Raw genomic sequence first — 1,916 nt, forward strand, 5'->3', positions numbered from 1 at the left:
ATCGCGACGAGACCAGTGACGGTCAGCGCCGCGCCCGCTGCGGCGGCAGTGAGGTACGCGCCGGTCCGCCGTTGCGGCGCCTCGCTGATAACGAGCGGCATTGCGTCGGGGTCGAACTGTCCGGGTTCACGTGCTGGAGTGGTGGAGGCAATGTTGTCGAGGCCAGCGCTCAGGCGTGTTCTGAACGGGTCGTTGGTGGGGGTCTGGTCGTTGTTGTTCATGACAGTTCCTTTCGAAGTGTTCGGATGGCGCGTGCGTGGCGGGATTTGACGGTGCCGGGTCGGATTTGGAGTGAGTCGGTAATCTCGGCCTCGGAGAGCCCGAGCCAGTAGCGCAGGACGATGACGGCACGCTGGTCGTAGGGCAGCTGGCGGAGGGTGTCGTCGAGTTCTCGATCCCATTCGTTCAGCGCCACTGAATCTGCGCCGTGGCGGACCATGCGCAGCTGTGCTCGGCGCTGCGAGGTGTGCCAGCTTCGGCACAGGTTCGTTGTCGTTGTGCGCAACAGCGCCGCCGGATTCTCGATCGTCGTGTGGGCGTTCTGCGCGTACTGATACACACGCATGAACGCGTCCTGCGCGAGGTCGTCAGCGACGTCAGGATTGCCGGTGAGCATCCGAGCCAGCCGTGCTGTTGGGACGAAATGATCCCGGTAGAAGTCCTGGAACCTCGCGTCGACGTGTTCGGCGCCTGGGTCTGACATGGGATCTCTCATTCGGTTCTGTCCGATAGTTCGACTCACACCAGTATCGACTTCACCGAACCCGAATCGGTTCCAAAGAAACCTCCGGCAAGCACAAGGTGGGCCGAACTCGGCCCACCTCGACGCCGCGATCGAACCGCCCGACCCCTCACGGCGCCAGGCGGCGGTTGATGAACCCCGCCCACCCTGGTCCCCGGCCGAACGGGCCGCCAGCACTTCTTCGAACAATCACGCCTGAATTTGTGGCTCTTGTGTCTTGGAAGTTGGCTTCGGTCTCGTGCCCGCAGTCAACTCCGACTGGTTCGCCACGGCCCGACATCTGACTCGTTCCTCGGCCTGTGGGTCAGGACCGGCGGCGAAGGCGCCAAGTACCGGCTGCAGGTGCTGACCCGAGATCAAGAACCGCGGTGTCGAGGACGCGTGCATGGTCGTGTGCGACCGCCGCAAAAGGTTGACCGGAGACGATCGAGGCGACGTGGCGTTGGCGATCGTGCAGACCTGCGTGCTTCACCTGATCCGGAGAACACCTTCCGGCTCGTCAGTCGGGCTGACTGGGACAAGATGGCCCGCGATCTCGACCCGTCTACACGTGCCGACCCTGCGTGGTAACCGGCGTGTTCGATCACCGTTGAGACGCGCCCGGGGCCAGAGGGACCATTTCATGTGGTGTATCGATTCGGGTCTCTGAGACGTTGACATGATGTGATGACCGATACCGACCACACCGAGCACAAGTCAGAAGTGGCAGCGTCGTTCTCAGACTTCTACGAGGCGGAAATGCCAGGTCAGGTGCGACGCGCAGCGATGATGATCGGGTCGACGGACCTCGCACACGATCTCGTCCACGATGCCTTCGTTGAGATCTATCGACGCTGGGACTCGCTCGACAGACCGGGGCCGTACCTCAACCGGTCTGTACTCAACCGGTGCCGCGATGCCGGCCGAACCCGGACACGTCGCGCCCGACTCACGGAACGTCTCCGACCTGAACCCCCGGTATGGGATCAGGAGCCGATCGCCGATCTTCTCGACGGTCTGTCGTTCAATCAACGCGCCGTCATCGTGCTGCGGTTCTACGTCGGGCTGAACAACGTCGAGATCGCCGAAGCCCTCGACTGCCCGCCCGGCTCGGTCGGACCCTGGATCACACGTGCACTCGAACACCTACGAAAGGAAATGACATGACATCAACCCTCGAACACGACATCGGCGA

General features: G+C 62.8%; 4 protein-coding genes. 2 read left to right on the top strand and 2 right to left on the bottom strand.

Translation table 11 applies throughout. The features are described from left to right. The coding region (locus ACH2EI_RS15425; RefSeq protein ID WP_395160681.1) for a hypothetical protein at positions 1 to 221 on the bottom strand (221 nt) is incomplete at its 3' end. Continuing rightward, a complete protein-coding gene (locus ACH2EI_RS15430) occupies positions 218 to 703 on the bottom strand; it encodes an RNA polymerase sigma factor (RefSeq protein WP_395153702.1) in 486 nt (161 codons plus the stop codon). The genes ACH2EI_RS15430 and ACH2EI_RS15425, both read right to left, overlap by 4 nt. A gap of 424 nt (positions 704 to 1,127) precedes the next feature. Between ACH2EI_RS15430 and ACH2EI_RS15435 the strand changes: the two genes are divergently transcribed. Together ACH2EI_RS15435 and ACH2EI_RS15440 are read left to right on the top strand one after the other, a co-directional pair. After that, positions 1,128 to 1,391, top strand: coding sequence for a hypothetical protein (locus ACH2EI_RS15435; RefSeq protein WP_395153701.1), 264 nt, complete (start codon positions 1,128 to 1,130; stop codon positions 1,389 to 1,391). Positions 1,392 to 1,408: 17 nt separating this feature from the next. Further along, complete coding sequence (locus tag ACH2EI_RS15440; RefSeq protein WP_395153700.1) at positions 1,409 to 1,888, top strand: RNA polymerase sigma factor; 480 nt, start codon at positions 1,409 to 1,411, stop codon at positions 1,886 to 1,888. The last annotated feature ends 28 nt before the right edge of the window (positions 1,889 to 1,916 follow it).

Origin of the sequence: Ilumatobacter sp., from assembly GCF_041688325.1 — a bacterium.
In the GTDB taxonomy this organism is placed as follows: Bacteria; Actinomycetota; Acidimicrobiia; order Acidimicrobiales; family Ilumatobacteraceae; genus Ilumatobacter_A.

Bases quoted from the DNA above. Each gene is read 5' to 3' on its own strand.
- ACH2EI_RS15430 (WP_395153702.1), bottom strand. From the start codon at position 703: ATGTCAGACCCAGGCGCCGAACACGTCGACGCGAGGTTCCAGGACTTC.
- ACH2EI_RS15435 (WP_395153701.1), top strand. From the start codon at position 1,128: ATGGTCGTGTGCGACCGCCGCAAAAGGTTGACCGGAGACGATCGAGGC.
- ACH2EI_RS15440 (WP_395153700.1), top strand. From the start codon at position 1,409: ATGACCGATACCGACCACACCGAGCACAAGTCAGAAGTGGCAGCGTCG.